Source organism: Mesorhizobium sp. SEMIA396, from assembly GCF_024518615.1.
Lineage (GTDB): Bacteria > Pseudomonadota > Alphaproteobacteria > Rhizobiales > Rhizobiaceae > Mesorhizobium.
Map to the genome: position 1 here is coordinate 275,530 of NZ_JANIFC010000007.1, position 19,518 is coordinate 295,047.

20 protein-coding genes are annotated in these 19,518 nt (G+C 62.0%); 12 read left to right on the top strand and 8 right to left on the bottom strand.

Annotation, left to right across the window (positions count from 1 at the left end):
* Nucleotides 1-15 precede the first annotated feature (15 nt).
* Entirely contained in the window at nt 16-810 is a 795-nt protein-coding gene (locus NP503_RS18800) for a HisA/HisF-related TIM barrel protein (protein ID WP_236382789.1), read from the bottom strand.
* On the opposite strand from NP503_RS18800, the gene NP503_RS18805 reads away from it, so the two are divergent.
* Nucleotides 760-1,797, top strand: coding sequence for a hydantoinase/oxoprolinase family protein (locus NP503_RS18805; protein ID WP_127268114.1), 1,038 nt, complete (start codon nt 760-762; stop codon nt 1,795-1,797). The genes NP503_RS18800 and NP503_RS18805 overlap by 51 nt on opposite strands.
* 19 nt (nt 1,798-1,816) lie before the next feature.
* Here the strand turns inward: NP503_RS18805 and NP503_RS18810 are convergent, their stop codons facing one another.
* Genes NP503_RS18810 through NP503_RS18830 form a run of 5 tightly spaced genes read right to left on the bottom strand, consistent with a single transcriptional unit; the run spans nt 1,817 to nt 6,394 of the window.
* Nucleotides 1,817-2,407: a DUF447 domain-containing protein gene (locus NP503_RS18810; RefSeq protein ID WP_127268113.1), complete on the bottom strand. Its 591-nt coding sequence runs from the start codon at nt 2,405-2,407 to the stop codon at nt 1,817-1,819.
* A 3-nt stretch (nt 2,408-2,410) separates the two neighbouring features.
* The gene (locus NP503_RS18815; protein WP_127268112.1) at nt 2,411-3,805 is read right to left on the bottom strand and encodes a DUF6513 domain-containing protein; all 1,395 of its coding nucleotides are present in this window, start codon (nt 3,803-3,805) and stop codon (nt 2,411-2,413) included.
* Nucleotides 3,798-4,349: a flavoprotein gene (locus NP503_RS18820; protein ID WP_127268111.1), complete on the bottom strand. Its 552-nt coding sequence runs from the start codon at nt 4,347-4,349 to the stop codon at nt 3,798-3,800. The genes NP503_RS18815 and NP503_RS18820 overlap by 8 nt, the downstream gene beginning before the upstream one ends.
* Nucleotides 4,350-4,352: 3 nt before the next feature.
* Nucleotides 4,353-6,173, bottom strand: a complete 1,821-nt coding sequence (locus tag NP503_RS18825) for a (5-formylfuran-3-yl)methyl phosphate synthase (RefSeq protein ID WP_236382820.1) — start codon at nt 6,171-6,173, stop codon at nt 4,353-4,355.
* 5 nt (nt 6,174-6,178) lie between these two features.
* Nucleotides 6,179-6,394 carry a hypothetical protein gene (locus tag NP503_RS18830; protein ID WP_127268109.1) on the bottom strand — a complete coding sequence of 72 codons (216 nt, stop codon included), beginning with the start codon at nt 6,392-6,394 and terminating at the stop codon, nt 6,179-6,181.
* Between the two features lie 38 nt (nt 6,395-6,432).
* Between NP503_RS18830 and NP503_RS18835 the strand changes: the two genes are divergently transcribed.
* The 6 genes from NP503_RS18835 to NP503_RS18860 all read left to right on the top strand — a co-directional run bounded on the left by NP503_RS18835 (nt 6,433) and on the right by NP503_RS18860 (nt 11,474).
* Nucleotides 6,433-7,662, top strand: a complete 1,230-nt coding sequence (locus tag NP503_RS18835; protein ID WP_127268108.1) for an ABC transporter substrate-binding protein — start codon at nt 6,433-6,435, stop codon at nt 7,660-7,662.
* A 21-nt stretch (nt 7,663-7,683) separates the two neighbouring features.
* Nucleotides 7,684-8,655 carry a YVTN family beta-propeller repeat protein gene (locus NP503_RS18840; RefSeq protein WP_127268107.1) on the top strand — a complete coding sequence of 324 codons (972 nt, stop codon included), beginning with the start codon at nt 7,684-7,686 and terminating at the stop codon, nt 8,653-8,655.
* Between the two features lie 29 nt (nt 8,656-8,684).
* On the top strand, nt 8,685-9,128 hold the full coding sequence (locus tag NP503_RS18845) for a hypothetical protein (protein ID WP_127269840.1): 444 nt from the start codon (nt 8,685-8,687) through the stop codon (nt 9,126-9,128).
* A 56-nt stretch (nt 9,129-9,184) separates the two neighbouring features.
* Nucleotides 9,185-9,973 carry an ATP-binding cassette domain-containing protein gene (locus tag NP503_RS18850; RefSeq protein WP_127269842.1) on the top strand — a complete coding sequence of 263 codons (789 nt, stop codon included), beginning with the start codon at nt 9,185-9,187 and terminating at the stop codon, nt 9,971-9,973.
* Between the two features lie 35 nt (nt 9,974-10,008).
* Nucleotides 10,009-10,845, top strand: coding sequence for an ABC transporter permease (locus NP503_RS18855; protein ID WP_050580490.1), 837 nt, complete (start codon nt 10,009-10,011; stop codon nt 10,843-10,845).
* Nucleotides 10,846-11,036: 191 nt separating this feature from the next.
* Nucleotides 11,037-11,474 (top strand): hypothetical protein, encoded by a 438-nt coding sequence (locus tag NP503_RS18860; RefSeq protein WP_245456783.1) that lies wholly within the window; start codon nt 11,037-11,039, stop codon nt 11,472-11,474.
* A 16-nt stretch (nt 11,475-11,490) separates the two neighbouring features.
* On the opposite strand, the gene NP503_RS18865 is transcribed toward NP503_RS18860, so the two are convergent.
* Both NP503_RS18865 and NP503_RS18870 read right to left on the bottom strand, forming a co-directional pair.
* Entirely contained in the window at nt 11,491-11,691 is a 201-nt protein-coding gene (locus NP503_RS18865; RefSeq protein ID WP_127269848.1) for a hypothetical protein, read from the bottom strand.
* 198 nt (nt 11,692-11,889) lie between these two features.
* Nucleotides 11,890-12,828, bottom strand: a complete 939-nt coding sequence (locus NP503_RS18870; protein WP_127269850.1) for a LysR family transcriptional regulator — start codon at nt 12,826-12,828, stop codon at nt 11,890-11,892.
* A gap of 124 nt (nt 12,829-12,952) precedes the next feature.
* Between NP503_RS18870 and NP503_RS18875 the strand changes: the two genes are divergently transcribed.
* The 5 genes from NP503_RS18875 to NP503_RS18895 are packed head-to-tail and all read left to right on the top strand — an operon-like array spanning nt 12,953 to nt 19,509.
* Entirely contained in the window at nt 12,953-13,999 is a 1,047-nt protein-coding gene (locus tag NP503_RS18875; RefSeq protein WP_023810405.1) for a class 1 fructose-bisphosphatase, read from the top strand.
* Nucleotides 14,000-14,007: 8 nt separating this feature from the next.
* Entirely contained in the window at nt 14,008-14,880 is an 873-nt protein-coding gene (locus tag NP503_RS18880) for a phosphoribulokinase (RefSeq protein ID WP_027036917.1), read from the top strand.
* A gap of 10 nt (nt 14,881-14,890) precedes the next feature.
* Nucleotides 14,891-16,903 (top strand): transketolase, encoded by a 2,013-nt coding sequence (gene tkt, locus NP503_RS18885; protein WP_127267900.1) that lies wholly within the window; start codon nt 14,891-14,893, stop codon nt 16,901-16,903.
* A gap of 11 nt (nt 16,904-16,914) precedes the next feature.
* Nucleotides 16,915-17,994, top strand: coding sequence for a class II fructose-bisphosphate aldolase (gene fba / locus NP503_RS18890; RefSeq protein WP_127267899.1), 1,080 nt, complete (start codon nt 16,915-16,917; stop codon nt 17,992-17,994).
* A 21-nt stretch (nt 17,995-18,015) separates the two neighbouring features.
* A complete protein-coding gene (locus NP503_RS18895; RefSeq protein ID WP_013532056.1) occupies nt 18,016-19,509 on the top strand; it encodes a ribulose-bisphosphate carboxylase large subunit in 1,494 nt (497 codons plus the stop codon).
* The last annotated feature ends 9 nt before the right edge of the window (nt 19,510-19,518 follow it).

The window sequence follows — 19,518 nt, forward strand, 5'->3', positions numbered from 1 at the left end:
GACGAGCAACGATGATCAGGCGCCGAGTGACGCGAGGCGGCCGGGTGTGAGCGTAGCGTTGTGCAATGAGGTTGCGACCAGCGCCGCGGCGACACCCATCGCGGACAAGGCGCTGATGTCGGCCTCATCTCGGACGCCGCCGGCCGCGATGACGGCGCGATTTCCGGCCTTGGCCTTGACCTCCTGCAACCGCCCGAAGTCAGGACCGGCGGCCGCACCGACCTTGGCCAGCGTCATGACAATCACCTTTTGCGGCCAAAGCTCGGGCTCATCGAGAAGAGAACGCGGTCCGCAAAAACTATCGCCGACGAAATCAAGGGACAGGATGAGATCGGGATGATCGCGAAAACGCCGCAGCAACATGTCGTCCCGCTGCGATTCAGAGCCCAGAACAGGAGACAGCGAGCGTTCGGCAAGCGCCGCCAAAAGTGTCTTCTCGTCGGCCACGCCGGCATCGACCCAAAGTTCCGGCGGCTCCGCCATCGTCCTCAGCCGGGCGAGTGCGTCGCTGTTTGGCGCTCCGCCTTCGATAGCGTCCAGATCTGCGATGTAGAAGGTCGAAAAAGGATAAAGCCCACGCAGTCCTTCAGCGACCGCGACGACATCAGGGCTTCGGCTGAGCGGCGTAACGATCGGCCTGTAGCGATCGCGTTTTCCCTGCTGGGCGCGAACCACCACGCCGTCTTTCAGGTCGAGAACCGGAATAATACGCAACGTTTTTTTCACCGACCAATTGCCCCCGTCATGAAAGCTTGAAGCGTGGAAAAAAGAAAGGGCATCATTGCCGGTTTCGACATTGGCGGCGCGCATCTGAAGGTGACCCGCGCACAAGACGGTCGCATCGTCGAGGCGGTAACGATCGCAACGCCGCTCTGGCAAGGCCTGCACAAGCTGGCTTCAGCCCTCGACGAAACGGCTCCGATCTACGCGGGTGCGGATCTCAACGCATTCACCATGACAGGCGAACTGTCGGACATCTTTCCGTCCCGCGATGTCGGCGTAGCGGCTCTGCTGGGTCAGATTTCCACCCATTTCCCCACAGACAAAAAGCTGGTCTATGCCGGACCATCCGGTTTCGTCGGGGTCGAGCAGGCAGCGCAGTTAGGCGCCGATGTGGCTTCTGCCAATTGGCACGCGACAGCCTTGTTGGTGGCAAAACTCGCCGGCGATGCCCTGTTCGTCGACATGGGCTCCACCACCACCGATATCATTGCCATCAAGAACGGCGCCGTGGCCAATGACGGCTACACCGATGCCGGACGGCTTCTAACCGGCGAATTGGTCTATACCGGCTTTACCAGGACATTCCTGTTCGGCGTAGCCTCGTCGGCTCCCGTCCATGGCAGGCTAACGCCGCTGATGAACGAGTATTTCGCCTCGATCGCCGACGCGCACCGCATCCTGGGCGTGCTCGACGAGGACGACGACAGGCACCCTCCCGCCGACGGCAAGGAAAAGACCGTGGACGGCTCGATCGCGCGGCTGGCGCGCATGGTGGGGCGCGACGCCACTGACCTGACCCCGCCGGAATGGGGTGAAGTCGCGCGCTGGTTCAGCGAGCAGCAACTGCGCAAAGTGCACGATGCAGCGTCTCTGGTTGCCGGGACCTTGCCGCGGCATGTCCCGATCGTCGGCGCCGGAATCGGTCGCTGGCAGATCAGGCGACTGGCCGAACGCATGGAACGCAGCTACGTCGATTTCGCCGACATCATCCCCGCCGATGACACCGTTCGCGGGCAAGCGAGCAGCGCGGCCCCCGCGTCCGCGATAGCGCTTTTGGCGGGATATCCGTTGTAAGCAGGGTGCGGCGCTCGGCCTAACCCCGCGCGTCCTCGCTACCGGAACCTTTGGCGGTCAAGTGATCGCTGACACGCTGCATCAGCCAGCCCCAGGCCTCCTTTTCGCCCTCGCCTGCGGTCTTTTCGATGGCAATCGAAAGGTAGGCGATTTCCGCCTCGATCTTATCGCGCGGCAGCATGCCGAGCCGGCTGACCAGGATGGCCAGCTCAAGCACTGCCGCCTTGGCTCGGTTGAGGCCGGTGAACGGCGCGAGCGCTTCCTCCCGCACCACGCGGCAGAAATGGCGGGGGCGCACGCCATTGTCATCGACCGCCTGGACTTCGAGACCCGAATACGCCAGCGCCGCCTCGAGCCTCGGCACCGGAAACCCGTCAACCGGAACGGTTGGCCAATGCTTGCGGCCTGTCAGGCAGCCGGCAAAGACACGCACGTCGTCGGTATAATTGGCGATGGCGAATGGCACTTCGGCGAGATTGTCGAGCGTGACCGACGGCCGGAACGGTGCAATCACCCAGCCGTCATTCTCGGCAATGATGCCGATCGGCGCGATGTGGACGTTGCCTGCCTTGTTGACCGTCGTGATGATCGATTCGCGAATGTAGGGCATGGTCTAGCGCTCTTTCCTTGCGCGGAGCGTCTGGCCCGGCTCGGCAAGACGGGTACGGTCGGTTTCAGGAGCCGGCGCGGCAACGCCCCATGCGAGCGGTTCGTCCTGCACATAACGCTTGCCGAGGCGCCACGCGATCTCCGCTTTCATCAGTTCCGCGCCGAGGTAAAAAGCGTGTGCGCCATCGGCGTTGACGTCCAGCCCGGCAAAAAGTTCGAACGCATCCGTGGCAACCGCATGCCCTTTGCTATTGAAAACATGGATGCCGTCCTCCGCTACCGCGATCCGGAAGTTGGCGTCGCGGACCTGGGCCGCCAATGCCTCGATATCGTCGGTTGAGGCTGTGAAAGGCTTGCGATCGTGGACCTGCAACAGGCCTGGGTGATAGCCGCGCGGCAACGCGCCGTCCGTGCAAGCAGCCAACATGACGCGGCGGGCGATATCGTGCTCCTCGATCGTCCGCACCGTGTGTGGGCTGACATGCACCGCCAGCACGTTTCGGATCCGGAGTTCCGAGCAGAGTCCCGCTAGAACGGCCGTAACACCGGAACTGTCCGCGTCGGTCAATTCGGTGAGATTGCCGGTACCCATCAGCAATTCGGCGTCCGGCCAGCGGCGCCGCGCCTCGATGAAGCGCCCGAGTGAAACGGCGAAGCCGAAATGGATCGGGTCGAGCACGGGATCGGCAATGAAGGCAACGCCGGCCTTTTGAGCGGCTTCGATGGCCCGGCCGAGCGAATCCAGATCGCCGGGCGTGGACGGTATCAACACTGCCGTAGCCCTATGGTCGAAGATCAACGGCAGCGTGTTCTCATCGAGGCTGAGAAGATAGTCCGCGCCGGCGCGTGCCCCGATCGTCAGTTCGTCCACGCTGGCCGAATCGACGCTGACCATAAATCCCCGTGCCTTGAGCGCTCGCACAGCCTCCGGCAGCAATGGAAACGGCGTCTCCGGCAGGCAGCCCAGATCGATGACATCGGCGCCGGCCGCGGCCAACATCGAGGCCCTCGCCATCAGCGCCTCGACCGACAGCATCGGCGCATCGACGATCTCGGCGAAGATGCGCATATCGTGACGCGTCAGATCCGGCGGTTTGCCCGCCCGGCCAAGGAAGGCCGGCAGGTCAGCGATCTCGTCGGGGCCGCGCACAAAGGGCACGCCGAAATGCTCCGACAGGTGCTCGATGTTGCCCCGATAGCGTCCGGGCAGGACGACGCGGTCGACGTCTCCTGTCAGAGTGAGCCGACGCTTCACAATGTCCTCGCTCATCAGCGCGGCGACCTTGACGCCGACGTCGACGATTTCCCACGCGAATTCGGTACTGCCCAGCCCGGCCAGCAGCCGTTTCAGCCGCGCCTTGGCCAGATGGCCGGTAAGAAAAACCAGCCGCTCAGCCATCGCTTGCGAGTTCGGCCCGGCGCCGTGTGAGCGAGGCTTCGAGATCAGCGAGCGATTCGACCACCTGGGTCCGCTCAAAACTCTTCAACTGCTTGGTATTTTCCAGGTCGATCCTGCGCGGATAGACCTTGACCAGCCCGTGCGGTGCCTGGGTCTCGAGTTCCGGCGCGGTGTCGCAAGCAAAGACGATGGCTGGCACACGGCACTTTCCGGCTTGGGCAAAGACATTGGTGGCGAGCGTGTCGGAAATGCCATGCACGCATTTGGCGACCGTGTTGGACGTGGCCGGCGCCACCACGACCGTGTGATAGACACCGTGGTAGAATTCGCCGACAGGGATCGCACTCGCGGTCTTGTCGTGCAGCACGCGCGTCGTCTCCGGGAAATCAAGTTTAAGCTTGTACATGCGCAACACTTCGTTGGCAGCCTTCGACACGAAGACATCGCAATGTTCGAGTTGGCGAACAAGTGCGAAGCTCTCCGTAAAGAAATGCCCGGAACCCGTCAAAACCCATGCCCAGCGCGGCACATGCAGCTTCACCATCGGCTATCCCGCCTTCTTTGCCGACGACCCTGTTGAAGCCACGATCCTGGTGCCGGGCAGCTTGCCCAACGCGAGCATCGCGCCGGCCTCGGCAGCATCCTTCGGACCGGCGAGATGGAAATCGACGCCGTCGGGCAGCATGGCGGCAAAGCCGGGGTCGACAATGCCTCGGGTCCTCAGGCTGTCAGCGGTATCGCCATCGAAGAATGCACCGGTCTGCTTGATAAGCAACAGCGCGTTTGCGCCAAGCTTGCCGGCAAGCCAGGCGGCCAGAGAATCGGAGGTAATGTCCCACGAGGCCGGAACATCCAGCGCCGGCAGTGCCAGTGACGACGGCAGCCACACCGGAACCTTGCCCGCCTCCAACGCTCGCCCGATCTCGTCCAGCGACCGTGCCGGCGTCAGTCTTTCGTCCCGGTCGAGGATGACATGGCCGAACTGCTCCATGGCCAGGATCGCCATGGCATGCGCGGCGGCGTCGGAAAAATCCATGCGTGTCTGCGTCTCGCGCACATGGTCGGCAAAGAGGCCGCCGCCGGGCACGATGACGATCGGCAGCCTGGAACCCGCCAGCGCTGCGATCCAGCTCTTCATCTCCGCCGCATGGGCCGTGCTGCCGCCAAGCTTGACGATGGCCCGTCGGAGCATTTCGGGGCGTTCCTGGCGCGGCCGGAAAACAACGCTCCGGTCTTTTCGGCCGGCAGTGCCGGAGGCAGCGCCGCGTCCCGCCGATTGGCGCTTGCGTTCGATCTCGACGCCGACGCCGCCAGGGCCGAGCTCGAGCTTCTCCACCCTTACCGTGACACGCACGACACGCTGGTTCTCCAGGACGTGCGCTGCCACCTGCTCGGCCAAAGCCTCGCTGAGCTGGATATGTCCCCGCGCGACGATGGTGCGAATGCCGTCCATGATGATGTCATAAGAGAACACATGGCGCATGTCCTCGGGATGGTCGGTGATTTGCAGCACGTCGGCGGCCACATCAAAGCGCACTTTTTGAGTATGGCCATGCTCGAAGCTGTAGGCACCGATCTGGACCGGCAGAACAAAATCCCGCACAAAAATCCTGTCCGTGCCCAATGTCGGGTCGGTGTCCGGCGAATAGCCTCTCGCCGCCAACAGGCGATAGTCGATACTCGATTGACCGCCGGTCCCGGATTCCGCCGGGATCAACTCTCGAATCTGCGAGACCGCCTCGGCGCTGATCGAACTCGTGCGACCGGAATGGCCACACAGCGCCCCCCGAAAGCCGAGAAAATCGGGAGCGAAAGGCAATAGGCGCGGAATATCCGGAGCTTCCAGCGATCCACTCAGGCCGACCATCAGACCGAGCGATTTCGTTCGGTCGACGAATCCCGGAATACGCTCCGGCGGCAGATGATCGAGCAGCCGGCCCTTCCCCTTTTGCGCGGTATCGACCATCACGCCATGGAAGCGATGCCTGGCGAATATCGGCAGAAGCTCGAAGTCCGGCGCCAGATCGGCAAACAGCACGGCAATCAGCTTCGTTCGTGCGGCGAGCGGTTCGAGCGCCTGTGCGCAGGCAGAGATATTCGCCGAAGGGAAACACCCGATCTTCACATAGTCGACGCCGGTCGCCGCGATCTCTTCGGCCTTGATGCGGATCGTTTCGGGTTCCATCGGCAGGTCGCCGCAGACCGCGCTGACCGGAGCCCGACCAGCGATGAACGAAATCGTTCGGCGCATGGTTTCCGTGGACACCGCGCCCAGAGCTCCCGCCTTCGGGTCCTTCAGGTCGACGATGTCGACACCTCCAGAAAGAGCGATCTCCGCCTCTTCGATGCCGGTGACGCTTGCCAGCATTCTGGTCACTTGAACAGTTTCTCCAGTTTGGAGGACAAGACGTTTTTATAGAGGCAGTCGATCCCCCTGCGCCACGTCTCGCCGGTGTTGCCATGCGAATCGACGCCGGCGACCTTCCGCACCGTTCTGGCAGGCGCGAAAAGTCTTTCGATAGGGTTTGATAAATTTTGCGGGTCGGCTAAGTTGATCATGGGCACCTTGACTTGGCGCGGGTCCGGCAACCGTCGAACCTTTGCGCAAGAATGGGTAATTACTATCGATGACGAGCGCGGTGCCAGGCACTCTCGCTGCCTTTTTGTGCTTTTTTTCCCTGACCGTCAACGTTTCCGACGCGACAGGCCAGGAAACGGTGGCGAAGCCGGAAAAAAAGACAACCGAAATCAAGATAGGCTATTTGCGGGCCTACGCACCGCAATTGACGCTTTCCATGCTCGACCTGCCGCCACGTGACGAAGGTGTCGCCGGCGCCGAGGTTGCGATCGGCGACAACAATACGACCGGAAAGTTCACCAACCAGAAATTCAGCCTCGACGTGACCGAGATCAAGCCCGACGGCGACGCGGTTCAGGCATTCGAAGGCATGATCGCCAAGGGCGACCGCTATGTGGTCGCCGATCTTTCAGCCAAACAATTGCTGTCGATCGCCGACATCGCCCGCGACAAAGGCGTGCTGATCTTCAACGTCGGCGCCACCGACGACAGCCTTCGCGAGGAGGACTGCCGCGTCAACGTTTTCCATGTCGCGCCGACGCGCAGCATGCTGGCCGATGCGCTGGCGCAGTATCTCATGGTGAAGAAGTGGCCGAATTGGGTGCTGCTGTATGGATCGCATGAGCAGGATCGTCTCTACGCCGATGCGTTGCGCCGCGCGGCAACCCGCTTCGGCGGCCAGATCGTCGCCGAGAAGGAATTCAAGGATACCGGCACAGCCAGGCGCACCGACACCGGCGCCACGCAGATACAGCAGCAGATTTCCGTGTTCACGCAAGATCTCCCGGAGCATGACGTGGTGCTTGTCGCGGACGAAAGCGAGGTTTTCGGGACCTACGTGCCCTATCGCACCTGGACGCCGCGGCTGGTCGCCGGCACGGCCGGTCTGGTTGCATCGTCATGGCATCCCGCCAGCGAACAATGGGGCGGCATCCAGATGCAGAGCCGCTTCTTGAAGACGGCGAGCCGGCGGATGCTTTCAAAGGACATGTCGGCCTGGACGGCGGTGCGTGCCGTCGGCGAGGCCACCACGCGCACCAAGGGCGACGATGCGAAAAAGATCAGCGACTACATGCGCTCGGACGACTTTTCGGTTGCTGCTTTCAAGGGGCAGAAGCTGACCTTCCGCAAATGGAACCTCCAGCTTCGCCAGCCGATCTTGCTTGGCGATACCAAGTCCGTCGTCTCGACATCGCCACAAGAGGGCTATCTTCACCAAGTCTCCGAACTCGACACGCTCGGTGTCGATCAGCCGGAAACGAAATGCGCTCTCAAGTAGAGTCAATCGGGAGGAATTTGCGTGCAGAAACGAGCTTGCGCATTCGCCATTCTCGCGGCCGGCCTGACGGCCAGTCCGGCATCGGCCTATACGGCCTACGTTTCCAACGAGAAGGACAACACGATGACCGTCGTCGACACGGCGACGATGCAGGTGGTGAAGACAGTTGAAGTCGGCCAGAGACCTCGCGGCATCACCATCTCGCATGACGGCAAGTTCGTCTACCTATGCGCCAGCGATGACGATACGGTCCAGATCATCGATACCGCGACGCTTGAAATCGTCGGTACGCTGCCATCCGGCCCCGATCCCGAATTGTTCGTGCTCTCGCCGGACGGCAAGACGCTTTATGTCGCCAATGAGGACGATAATCTCGTCACCGCCATCGACGTCGAAAGCAAGCAGGTCCTGGCCGAGATTCCGGTCGGCGTGGAACCGGAAGGCATGGGTGTCAGCCCCGATGGCAAGACCATGGTCAACACCTCGGAAACCACCAGCATGGCGCATTTCATCGACACCAGCACGCATGAGGTGACCGACAACGTGCTGGTCGACACGCGCCCGCGCTTCGCCGACTTCAAGCCCGACGGCTCGCAGGTCTGGGTCAGCGCCGAGGTCGGTGGCACTGTCAGCGTCATCGACAACGCCAAACGCGAAGTGGTGAAGAAGATCCAGTTCGCGATTCAGGGACTGCGGGCCGAAACCATCCAGCCGGTAGGCATCGCCATCACCGCCGATGGCAAGAAAGCCTATGTCGCGCTCGGCCCGGCGAACCATGTCGCGGTGATCAATACCGACACCTACGAGGTGGAGAAATACATCCTCGTCGGCCAGCGTGTCTGGCATCTGGCCTTCACGCCCGACCAGAAAACGCTGATCACCACGAATGGCAATTCCAACGATATCACCTTCATCGACACGGCCACCGACGAGCCGGTCCAATCGCTCACCGTGGGCCAGCAGCCCTGGGGTGTGGTCATTTCGCCCAAATAGCAGACATTGATCATCGGGAGGCTCAAGACATGAAACTTTTCCGCAGGTTTTTCTTCGCCGCGCTCGCCGGATTCGTCCTTGCTCCGACCGGAGCAAGCGCCGACGACGCAACACCAAAACCGTCGCGTGCCAGCAAGAACCTGCCGGAACTGATTATCGGTTCGGCCGATTCCACTTACGCCGTCAATCAGAAGGATTTCGAGCTGATCGCCGGCCAGGGCTATCGCTGGAAGATCACCTCCAAGGGCGGTTTCGAATACAAGTTCGTCACCGACCTCTTCCGCAATGTCTGGATGGACCAGATCGTCATCAACGATTTGGAAGTGCATATGGACGGCGGACCAGCCTGGCTGGAATTCGACGACGCGGGAACGATCCAGGTGCAGTTCCATACCGTTCGCCCGGGCGAATATACCTGGTCGGTTCCCGACCTTGCCGACAAGGGACTGAAGGGCAAGATTACGATCAAGTGAGACAAAAGGCGATCAAGGCGCCAGATAGCCAACGCGTCCTGAAGGAGCGGCCCGGCATGCAGCATATGAGGACAAGCGGTCCGGGAGAAGAGGTGGCGGCGCTCGATGTCGGTGCCGTCAGCCATTCCTATGGCCAGAAGCGGGCGCTCAACGACGTCTCCTTCTCGATCGCGCCGGCGACTTTCACCGTTCTGCTCGGCCTCAACGGGGCCGGCAAGACAACGCTGTTCTCACTGATAAGCCACCTCTACGACACGCGTCACGGATCGATCCGCATCTTCGGCCATGACATTCGCCGCGCATCCGGCGAAGCACTCAGACGCGTCGGCATCGTGTTCCAGGCACGCACGCTCGACCTCGACCTCAGCGTCTACCAGAATCTCTCATACCACGCCTCGCTGCATGGCATTGGCGGACGCGACGCTCGCCAGCGCATTGCCGCGCTGCTTGAAACGGTCGACATGCAGGGCCGCCAGCATGACAAGGCACGCAGCCTCTCCGGGGGTCAGATGCGGCGCATCGAAATCGCCCGGGCGCTGTTGCACCGACCTTCCCTGCTCCTGCTTGACGAGGCGACCGTAGGCCTCGACATCGAGTCTCGCGCGGGCATCCTCGCCACCATCCGCAAGCTCGTCCAAGCCGAGGGCATCGGCGTGCTCTGGGCCACGCATCTGATCGACGAAGTCGAAGACGCCGACCATGTCGTCATACTGCGGCGGGGTGATCTGGTCGCGAGCGGCAAGGTGTCGGATGTGATCCGTGCGAATGGTGGAAGTTCGATTCGCGAAACCTTTTCGAAGCTCAGCCGCGTCGATGCGGCGGGCATGGCGGAGACGTCGCCATGAGCGCTCCTGCGATGCCTGGAAAGCTCGCCGGCATCATGCCAGTGCGGTCTGAACCATTCGGCCTGCGCCACTATCTCATTTGCCTGAAAGGCGTCGTCCTGCGCGAATGCCTGCGCTTCCTGCACCAGCGCGAACGCTTCATTTCCTCGCTGGTCCGGCCGCTCGTCTGGCTGTTCATCTTCGCCGCCGGCTTTCGCCAGGTGCTCGGCGTGTCGATCATCCCACCCTACAAGACCTATGTGCTCTACGAGGTCTATATCACGCCGGGCCTTTGCGGCATGATCCTGCTGTTTTCCGGCATGCAGTCTTCGCTGTCGATGGTCTACGACCGCGAGATGGGCAACATGCGCATCCTGCTGGTCAGCCCGTTTCCGCGCTGGTTCCTGCTGGTGTCGAAGATGCTCGCCGGCGTGGCCGTATCGATCGTGCAGGTCTACGCGTTCCTGATCGTTGCCTGGTTGTGGGGCGTCAAGGCGCCGCCACTCGGCTACCTCTATGTGCTGCCGGCACTGTTCCTGTCGGGCATGATGCTTTGCGCGCTCGGCATGCTCTTGTCTTCGCTGATCAAGCAGCTCGAAAACTTCGCCGGCATCATGAACTTCGTCATCTTTCCCGGCTATTTCGCGTCTCCGGCGCTGTATCCCTTGTGGCGCATCCAGGAGGCGAGCCCGCTGCTCTACAAAATCTGCCTCTGCAACCCGTTCACCTATGCCGTCGAACTGATCCGCTTTGCCTTCTACGGGCAGATCGAATGGCTGTCGCTGGGCGTCGTGGCCGGCTGCACGCTGCTGTTTCTGGGCGGCGCCATTATCGCATACGACCCTTCGCGCGGTTTGGTGATCCGCAAGCAGGACATGGGAGGAAACGCCTGATGGCGCGAATGAGACTTGTTCACACTCTCGTTGTGGTCGCCACGCTTGCCTTGATGGGAGGCGCCGGCGCGGCAAACACCGATCCCGACTGGCCTTGCATACAACGTAAGGTGCCACGGCTCTCGCTTGGCCAGATCTGGAATGGGCCGGAGCTTCCTGCGACCGCGAAAGATTGGGCGAAGGATGCCCGTGTGTCGGCGCTTGTCGAAGCGGTGGCGGCCCGGCGGACGCCGATTGCCGAAGCCCAAAAAGAGATCAAGGATTTCGCGACTTCCCTGCCGCCCGAGCAGGTCGCACCAAAAATGACGATGCTGGTGCAGGGAATGTTCGAGCATATGGACGCCGAGCGTTCGCACGTGATCTCCGGCATCTCCCGCTATGCGCACAAACAGCTCGAAATGGCGGCACAGTTGCGCAAGGAAGCATCCGAAGTCGACGCGCTGCGCGCCAAGGCCGATGCGGATCCGGACGAAGTCGAACGGCGAACCGACCAGCTGAATTTCGCGACGCGAATTTTCACCGAACGGGTCCAGTCGCTGACTTATGTCTGCGATGTGCCCACGATAATCGAGCAGCGGCTTTACCAGTTGTCGAAGACCGTCTCGGAAACGCTCGTCGTGAAGAAATAGAGCTTGGCTGCCTGTCTCATGACTCCCTGCCAGGCAGCACACGCCAACGCTGCACGAAATAACCGGGATGTGTTTCGATCCACCGAGCCACCAGCGGCTGCGCCTGCATGAAGGCAGTCCCGGGATTCATCGCCAGACCGTCCACCATTTGTTCGCGTTGTTCGCAGGTCCGCGGTATATCCGTCAGGCAGACCATCATAACGAGTGTGTAAAGCATTACCCCTTTTCCCCATCGAATTCCCGAACCCTACCCGGGAGATTTCCGAACAGTCTGCAGGGGTTGCACATACAGATCGCTTACGGGTGTGAAAGGACGTGGCCCCCGCTCTTTCGCACTGCAACATAACACATCGCTTATATAACACCAACGATCGCGGGCGTTCTCCACCGGACTTTCCGTCGCGTTCGTGCAATGTCATCCCGCCTTGTCTGGATACAGCTTTCCGAAAAGGGGCAGGTACATCGCGCCCTTGCGCATCAGGAAATCGTTGAACGTGGCCATGGCCGGCGAGATTGCGTGATCGGTTCGCATCACTGAGAACCATTGCCGGCGGATCGGCATGCCGACAACGTCGAGGATGACAAGCCGGCCTGCTTCGGTTTCCGCAGCGATGGTGTGGGCAGAGATGAAGGCGATGCCCAGGCCGGCCATCACCGCCTGCTTGATCGTTTCGTTCGACGCCATCTCGACACCGAGATCGTCGATGCGGCCAGGCACGTCGCTCAGGAATATTTCCAGCGAGATGCGGGTTCCGGAGCCGGGCTCGCGAATAAGGAAATGCTCCTCCGCGATCCGCTCCTTGGAGATATCTCGCGCCGCGACCAACGGATGGTCTGGCGGCGCGATGATGACCAGCGGGTGATCGCCGAAGACCGAAGCACGCACCGGAACCTCTTTCGCCGGGCGCCCCATCAGCGCGATGTCGATGTCGTGGTTCCTGAGGTTGTCGATCGTCTGGGCGCGGTTGCCGATGGCAAGCCGCATGTCGATGTCGGGATGGTCCTTCATGAACGCAGCCATCAGCCGCGGCGCGAAATATTTGGCAGTGGAAACGACGCCGAGCCTCAGGCTGCCGGTGCGTACGCCCTTGATGGCATCCATCTTGTCTTCGAGCAAACCGAGATGCTCCTCGATAACCTGCGCTGTCTCGACGAAAGCCCGACCTGCGGCAGTGGGACGCATGCCGTCCGACGTTCGGTCGAACAGAGCCAGCTGGAATTCTTCCTCCACTTGCCGCAACTGGATTGTCAGCGCTGGAGGAGACAGACCTAACATCTTGGCCGCGCTGACAATTTTGCCGCACTTGGTGATTGCCTGGATGGTCTTGAAATGCTTGAGCGTGAGGTTCCTCATGCCGCATACTAAATTATTTTTACTGGCTAAGTAAAGTTATTGAATTTTACTTATCTCGCGACGTTTGTTTCCATTCCTCCAGTCCAGCCGCTCCGAGGAGATGCGGCCGGACCGGGAGGTTACGATGCCAGCGGCAACGCTCGACGCTTTTCTGAACTCCTATCTCGGCCAGCCTGACGAATTCCGCTCGGCAGTTGTGACGACCGTCCGTCAGTTGACACAGGCCGCCATCAAGGTCCGCAACACCATCAACCAAGGGGTGCTCGGCGCCGCCTTTGCCGAAACCCGTGGCGCCAATGCCGACGGCGACGTCCAGAAGGATCTCGACGTCTTCTCCGACGACATCTTCCTCGACGCCATGCGCCGGGCGCCTGTCGCGCTTTACGCCTCCGAGGAACTGGAGCAGCCGGTCCTGCTCGACAGGCAAGCGCCACTAGCCATCGCGATCGACCCGCTCGACGGCTCTTCCAACATCGACACCAACGTCTCGATCGGAACGATCTTCTCGCTCCTGACCGCAACTGGCGCGCCGGACGCTGATCCGGCCGCCTCTTTCCTGCAGGCGGGCGTGAACCAGCTAGGCGCCGGTTTCTTCATCTATGGGCCGCAGCTGGCACTCGTCCTGTCGCTCGGCAGCGGCACCCATGTCTTCGTCTTCTCGACAAGGCTCGGCACCTTCGTCCAGGCCTATGAAAGCCGGATCATTCCGCAACGCACTCAGGAATTCGCCATCAACGCCGCCAACTACCGGCACTGGGACGAGGCCGTGCGGCTCTATGTCGACGACTGCCTGGAGGGCACCGAAGGACCGCGCGAGAAGGATTTCAACATGCGCTGGATCGCCTCTCTGGTTGCCGACTGTTACCGCATATTGATGCGCGGCGGCGTTTTTCTCTACCCCGGCGATCGACGCAAGGGCTATGGTCAGGGACGGCTGCGCCTCGTCTACGAGGCCAACCCGATCGCCTATCTCATAGAACAGGCTGGTGGTGCCGCCACCGATGCAATCAACCGAATCCTGGAAATCGAACCCGAGAGCCTGCATCAGCGCGTGCCGATGATCTTCGGGTCGGCGCGGGAAGTCGCGCGCATCACCCGCTACCACACAGAGCCGAGCAACATCGGTGAGCGTGCGCCGCTGTTCAGCCGCCGCGGCCTGTTCAGAGCCTGAGCAGCACCATGTCAGCCAAGCACCCCATCATCACCATCACCGGGTCGTCGGGCGCCGGCACGACCTCGGTCAAGCGCATCTTCGATCTGATTTTCCGGCGCGAGAACATCGAGGCCGCTTTCATCGAAGGCGACGCCTTCCACCGCTACGATCGCGCGGCGATGAAGGCAAAGGTGGCCGAGGAGGAAAAGGCCGGCAACCCGAACTTCACCCATTTCAATGCCGCGGCCAACGAACTCGGAATTCTCGAAGAGGTGTTCGCGGAATATGGCCGCCGCGGAACCGGCAAGACCCGCACCTACATTCACGATGAGGAAGAGGAAAAGCAGCACGGCACGCCACCGGGAACCTTTACCGAATGGCGCGAATTCGCTCCCAGCGACCTGCTCTTCTACGAGGGGCTGCACGGCTGTGTCGTCACCGACACGATCAATTTGGCCAAGCATGCGGATCTCAAGATAGGGGTCGTGCCGGTCATCAATCTCGAATGGATCCAGAAGATCCATCGCGACCGTTCGACACGCGGCTATTCCACCGAGGCGGTGATGGACGTGATCCTGCGCCGGATGCCCGACTATGTCCGCTACATCGTCCCGCAATTCTCGCAGACCGCCATCAACTTCCAGCGCGTGCCGATCGTCGACACGTCCAACCCGTTCATCGCGCGCTGGATCCCGACGCCCGACGAATCGATGCTGGTTATCCGCTTCGCCAATCCGCGCGGCATCGATTTTCCGTATCTGCTGTCGATGATCCACGACTCGTTCATGTCGCGGCCAAATTCCATAGTGGTGCCAGGCAACAAGCTCGATCTTGCCATGCAACTGATCCTGACGCCGCTCATCCTGCAATTGATTGAACGCAAGAGCCGTGTGTCGTGAGGAGGATGCAATGACCAGCCAAACAGCACTGAAGCCCGTCACCACAACCGCTCCCGTCTCGGAGCGCGACATGGCGAACGCCATTCGCGCGCTGGCGATGGACAGCGTCCAAAAGGCGAATTCGGGTCACCCTGGCATGCCGATGGGCATGGCCGACGTCGCAACGGTGCTGTTCAACCGCTTCATCAATATCGATCCGTCGAGGCCGGACTGGCCCGACCGTGACCGTTTCGTGCTTTCAGCCGGCCACGGCTCGATGCTGCAATACGCGCTGCATCATCTGCTCGGCTATGAAGACATGCAGATCGAGGAATTGCAGCGATTTCGGCAGTTGGGCAGCCGCACCGCCGGACATCCGGAATATGGCCATGCGCTTGGCGTGGAGACCACCACCGGACCGCTGGGACAGGGCATTTCCACGGCGGTCGGCATGGCGCTGGCGGAACGCATGCTTGCCGCCCGCCACGGTGCCGATCTGGTCGATCATCATACCTATGTCATTGCGGGCGACGGCTGCCTTCAGGAGGGAATCAGTCACGAGGCAATAGACCTCGCTGGTCACCTGAAGCTTTCCCGCCTGATCGTCTTCTGGGACGACAATGCGATTTCCATTGACGGGCCGACCTCCCTCTCCACGTCGATGGACCAGCCGGCGCGCTTCAAGGCCGCCGGCTGGGATGTCCAAAGTGTCGCCGGCCACGACATGGAGGCAGTCGCCGCGGCAATCGAGGCGGCGCGGCGGTCGGATCGGCCATCGCTGATTGCCTGCCGCACAGTGATCGGCATGGGTGCCCCCAATCTCGGCGGTTCGGAGAAGACGCACGGCGCACCGCTGGGTGAAGCAGAGATCGCCGCGACACGCGAAAACATCGGCTGGGCGCACGCACCGTTCGATGTGCCGGATGATATCCTTTTCGCCTGGCGCGAGATTGCCGGTCGCGGCGAAGCGATGCGGCGCGCCTGGGAGCAGCGGCTTGCCGCCTCGCCGCGGCGCGAGGCTTTTGAAAACGCTGTCGCCGCCGAACTGCCTGATACGGTCTTCGAAGCGCTCGACGCCTTTCGTCGCGAACATATCGAGAAGGCAACCAAGGTGGCGACGCGAAAAGCCTCCGAAATGGCGCTGGAGGTCATCAACGGCGCAACGGAGTTGACCGTCGGCGGCTCGGCCGATCTGACGCATTCGAATCTGACGATCACCAAGGGCATGAACCGCATTGCACCGGGTGACTATGCCGGCCGCTACATTCACTACGGCATTCGTGAGCACGGCATGGCGGCCGCCATGAACGGCATCGCGCTGCATGGCGGTTTCGTGCCCTATGGCGGTACGTTCCTGTGCTTCGCCGATTATGCGCGCGGCGCGATGCGGCTCTCGGCGCTCATGGGCCAGCGCGTCATCTATGTGATGACACACGATTCCATCGGCCTCGGCGAGGACGGCCCGACGCACCAGCCGGTCGAGCACCTTGCGATGCTGCGTGCCACGCCTAATCTCAACGTCTTCCGCCCGGCGGATGTCATCGAAACGGCGGAGTGCTGGGAACTCGCGCTAAAGAGCAAGGACCGGCCGAGCGTCCTGGTGCTGTCGCGCCAGAACCTGCCGATGCTGCGTCGGTCGCACAGCGACGAGAACCGCTCCTGCCAGGGCGCTTACATCCTGCGCGAGCCGGCAAAGCACCGCGCCGTCACCCTGATCGCCACCGGCTCGGAAGTCGAGATCGCGGTTGCTGCCGCCGAAAGGCTGGAGACCGAGCATGGCGCCGCCGCCGCCGTCGTGTCGATGCCGTGCTGGGAGCTTTTCGAGGAGCAGGACAGCGCCACCCGCAAGGCCGTCCTCGGCTCGGCGCCGCGCGTCGCGGTCGAAGCGGCAGCCCGGCTGGGCTGGGACCGCTGGATCGGCGAGACCGGCGCTTTCGTCGGCATGACCGGCTTCGGCGCCAGCGCCCCTGCCCCCGACCTCTACCGGCATTTCAACATAACGTCCGAAGCGGTTGCTGCAGCGGCGCTGAAGCTCATCATCTAGGAGGATTCACAATGGCTCGCATCACCCTTCGCCAGCTTCTCGACCATGCCGCCGAGCACGGCTACGGCGTACCGGCATTCAACATCAACAACATGGAACAGGGCCTCGCCATCATGGAAGCGGCCAAGGCCTGCGACGCGCCTGTCATCATCCAGGCTTCGCGTGGCGCCCGATCCTATGCCAACGACATCATGCTGGCCAAGATGATGGAGGCGCTGACCGAAATCCACCCGACCATCCCGCTATGCATCCATCAAGACCACGGCAACAGCGAGGCCACCTGCCTTTCCGCGATCCGCCACGGCTTCACCTCGGTGATGATGGACGGATCCTTGATGGCGGACGCCAAGACGCCGGCCAGCTACGACTACAACGTCGCCATAACCGAACGCGTCGCACGCATGGCGCATTGGGTCGGTGCTTCCGTCGAAGGCGAACTGGGTGTGCTCGGCTCGCTGGAAACCGGTCAAAGCGAGGCAGAGGATGGCCACGGCGCCGAAGGCGCGCTTTCCCACGACCAGTTATTGACCGATCCCGATCAGGCGGTCGACTTTGTGACCGCAACCCAGGTCGACGCGCTGGCGATCGCCTGCGGCACCTCGCACGGCGCCTACAAATTCACCCGCAAGCCGGACGGCGACATCCTGGCCATGCAGGTGATCGAGGCGATCCACGAAAAGCTGCCCAACACGCATCTGGTCATGCACGGCTCTTCCTCGGTGCCGCAGGAGTTGCAGGACATTATCAACAGATACGGCGGCGAGATGCCCCAGACCTTTGGCGTTCCGGTCGAGGAGATAGAGCGCGGCATCCGCTACGGCGTGCGCAAGGTCAACATCGACACCGATTGCCGCATGGCCATGGCCGGGCAGTTCCGCCGCGTCGCGACGGAAGACCCGCGCGAGTTCGATCCCCGTAAATTCCTGAAGCCAGCCATGGATGCCTTGCGCGACCTTTGCCGGGACCGGTTCGAGCGTTTCGGTACGGCGTCCAACGCCTCGAAGATCAAGGTCATCGCCATGGACGAGATGGCGAAACGTTACGCCGCGGGAAAGCTCGATCCCCATATCGCCACCGCGAAAGCCGCCTGAGCAACAAACAGGAGACCTGTCATGAACAAGATCGACATACTGCCAGCGGGAACGCTCAAGGAAGGCAAGGAACGCTACAAGTCAGGGGTCATCCCCTACAAGAAGATGGGCTACTGGGAGCCGGACTACAGGCCCAAGGAGACCGATCTGATCGCCATGTTCCGGATCACGCCGCAGCCGGGCGTCGACCACGAGGAGGCGGCGGCGGCCATCGCCGGTGAATCCTCCACCGCGACGTGGACCGTGGTGTGGACCGACCGACTGACGGCCTGCGAGCTCTATCGCGCCAAGGCGTTCAGATCCGAGCCGGTGCCGAACACCGGTCCCGGAACCAAGACCGAGCAACAGTACTTCGCCTACATCGCCTACGACCTCGACCTGTTCGAGCCGGGCTCGATCGCCAATCTGACCGCATCGATCATCGGCAATGTGTTCGGCTTCAAGGCAGTCAAGGCGCTGCGGCTGGAAGACATGCGTATCCCGGTGGCGTACCTCAAAACCTTCCAGGGGCCGGCGACCGGTATCGTGGTGGAGCGTGAGCGGCTCGACAAGTTCGGCCGGCCGCTGCTCGGCGCGACGACGAAGCCGAAGCTCGGCCTGTCGGGACGCAATTACGGGCGCGTCGTTTACGAAGCGCTGAAGGGCGGCCTCGACTTCGTCAAGGACGACGAGAACATTAACTCGCAGCCCTTCATGCACTGGCGCGACCGCTTCCTCTACTGCATGGAGGCCGTGAACAAGGCGTCGGCCGCCACCGGCGAGGTCAAAGGACATTATCTCAACGTCACCGCCGGCACGATGGAGGAGATGTACGAGCGCGCCGAATTCGCCAAGCAGCTTGGCTCCTGCATCGTCATGATCGACCTCGTCATCGGCTACACGGCGATCCAGTCGATGGCCAAGTGGGCGCGCCGCAACGACATGATCCTGCACCTGCACCGTGCCGGCAACTCGACCTATTCGCGCCAGAAGAACCACGGCATGAATTTCCGCGTCATCTGCAAATGGATGCGCATGGCCGGCGTCGACCACATCCATGCCGGCACGGTGGTCGGCAAGCTGGAAGGCGACCCGCTCATGATCAAGGGATTTTATGACACGCTGCGCGAGGAGCGCACGCCGCAGAACCTCGAAACCGGGCTGTTCTTCGATCAGGAATGGGCCTCGCTCAACAAGGTGATGCCCGTCGCCTCGGGCGGCATCCATGCCGGCCAGATGCACCAGTTGATCCACTATCTCGGCGAGGATGTCATCCTGCAGTTCGGCGGTGGCACGATCGGCCATCCGGACGGCATCCAGGCAGGCGCGACGGCCAATCGCGTCGCCTTGGAAGCGATGATCCTGGCCCGCAACGAGGGGCGCGATTATTTGCGCGAAGGAACCAAGATCCTCGAACAGGCGGCCAGATGGTGCACGCCGCTGAAGGCTGCCCTGGAGACCTGGAAGGACGTCACCTTCAACTACGAATCGACCGACACGGCCGACTTCGTGCCAACCGCAACGCCCAGCTTCTAGACGAAAGGA

Excerpts from the sequence above, each read along its gene's own strand:
- NP503_RS18845 (WP_127269840.1), top strand. The coding sequence starts at position 8,685 with ATGAAACTTTTCCGCAGGTTTTTCTTCGCCGCGCTCGCCGGATTCGTC.
- NP503_RS18850 (WP_127269842.1), top strand. The coding sequence starts at position 9,185 with ATGCAGCATATGAGGACAAGCGGTCCGGGAGAAGAGGTGGCGGCGCTC.
- fba (WP_127267899.1), top strand. The coding sequence starts at position 16,915 with ATGGCTCGCATCACCCTTCGCCAGCTTCTCGACCATGCCGCCGAGCAC.
- NP503_RS18855 (WP_050580490.1), top strand. The coding sequence starts at position 10,009 with ATGCCAGTGCGGTCTGAACCATTCGGCCTGCGCCACTATCTCATTTGC.
- NP503_RS18895 (WP_013532056.1), top strand. The coding sequence starts at position 18,016 with ATGAACAAGATCGACATACTGCCAGCGGGAACGCTCAAGGAAGGCAAG.
- NP503_RS18865 (WP_127269848.1), bottom strand. The coding sequence starts at position 11,691 with ATGCTTTACACACTCGTTATGATGGTCTGCCTGACGGATATACCGCGG.
- NP503_RS18880 (WP_027036917.1), top strand. The coding sequence starts at position 14,008 with ATGTCAGCCAAGCACCCCATCATCACCATCACCGGGTCGTCGGGCGCC.
- NP503_RS18870 (WP_127269850.1), bottom strand. The coding sequence starts at position 12,828 with ATGAGGAACCTCACGCTCAAGCATTTCAAGACCATCCAGGCAATCACC.
- NP503_RS18835 (WP_127268108.1), top strand. The coding sequence starts at position 6,433 with ATGACGAGCGCGGTGCCAGGCACTCTCGCTGCCTTTTTGTGCTTTTTT.
- NP503_RS18810 (WP_127268113.1), bottom strand. The coding sequence starts at position 2,407 with ATGCCCTACATTCGCGAATCGATCATCACGACGGTCAACAAGGCAGGC.
- NP503_RS18800 (WP_236382789.1), bottom strand. The coding sequence starts at position 810 with ATGCGCGCCGCCAATGTCGAAACCGGCAATGATGCCCTTTCTTTTTTC.
- NP503_RS18875 (WP_023810405.1), top strand. The coding sequence starts at position 12,953 with ATGCCAGCGGCAACGCTCGACGCTTTTCTGAACTCCTATCTCGGCCAG.
- NP503_RS18825 (WP_236382820.1), bottom strand. The coding sequence starts at position 6,173 with ATGCTGGCAAGCGTCACCGGCATCGAAGAGGCGGAGATCGCTCTTTCT.
- tkt (WP_127267900.1), top strand. The coding sequence starts at position 14,891 with ATGACCAGCCAAACAGCACTGAAGCCCGTCACCACAACCGCTCCCGTC.
- NP503_RS18820 (WP_127268111.1), bottom strand. The coding sequence starts at position 4,349 with ATGGTGAAGCTGCATGTGCCGCGCTGGGCATGGGTTTTGACGGGTTCC.
- NP503_RS18815 (WP_127268112.1), bottom strand. The coding sequence starts at position 3,805 with ATGGCTGAGCGGCTGGTTTTTCTTACCGGCCATCTGGCCAAGGCGCGG.